Source organism: Salipiger sp. HF18 (genome assembly GCF_011806505.1).
GTDB classification, from domain to species: Bacteria; Pseudomonadota; Alphaproteobacteria; order Rhodobacterales; family Rhodobacteraceae; genus Salipiger; species Salipiger thiooxidans.
Genome location: NZ_JAATOS010000879.1, coordinates 1 through 881 on the forward strand (window position 1 = coordinate 1; position 881 = coordinate 881).

Annotated in this window: 2 protein-coding genes; both read right to left on the reverse strand. The window is 72.8% G+C overall.

Features of this window, described 5'->3' with window-relative positions; translation table 11 throughout:
• Positions 1–213: hypothetical protein (locus tag HC022_RS27690; RefSeq protein WP_167454510.1), on the reverse strand; the 213-nt coding region annotated here is incomplete at its 3' end.
• A 9-nt stretch (positions 214–222) separates the two neighbouring features.
• On the reverse strand, positions 223–881 hold a 659-nt coding region (locus tag HC022_RS27695; protein WP_175583766.1), incomplete at its 5' end, for a GTP-binding protein.

Sequence of the window (881 nt, forward strand, 5' to 3'; positions counted from 1 at the left end):
GTCGACCGAGAGCGGGTGGCGCAGCGCCGCGAGGTTGGCGAGCCGCAGCGACGGCAGCCCCTGCGCGCCGCCACCGCGATGCCATCCGGCCGCGAAGGCGCCGAGATCGCTGTCCGAGAAGGACAGCACCACCAGCTCCGCCGGATCCTGCCCGAGGTCGGTGGGCGTGGCGGTTTCCTCGAGCCCGTGGCTCTCGCGGAAGACGACGTGCATTGGCGGGCGTTACTCCGCTGCGGGGGCGGGCACGGCGCCGAGCACCGTCGCGATCGCCTCGGGGCGGATGTCGTCGTGCTCGGCAATCACCACCAGCCGGCCCGCGCGCGGCTCGTCGGATTTCCAGGGGCGGTCGAACTGGTGGCGCACCCGCGCGCCCACCGCCTGCACCAGCAGCCGCATCGGCTTGCCGCGCACCGAGGCATAGCCTTTGACCCGCAGGATGTTCTGCTCGTTTGCCAGCCGCTCGATGGCGGCGACCAGCGTGGCGGGGCTGTCGAGCTCGGGGATCTCGACCACGATGCTCTCGAAGTCGTCGTGATCGTGGTCATGCGCCTCGTCGTGGTGGCTCGGCCGGGCGTCCATGTCGTCTTCCGCCGCCGCCTCGAGCCCGAGGATCACGCGCGCGTCCACCACGCCCTCGGCGACCTCGATCACCGGCAGCGGCCGCGGCGCTTCGGCGGCGATCACCGCCCTCGCTTTGGCCACGCCCTCGGGGCCGGCGAGGTCGGGCTTGGTCAGCAGCACGATGTCTGCGCAGGCGATCTGGTCTTCGAACACCTCCGAGAGCGGCGTCTCGTGGTCGAGGCTGTCGTCGGCCAGACGCTGGGCATCGACCCGGGCCACGTCGGGGGCGAAGCGGCCCGCGGCCACCGCCTCGGCATCGG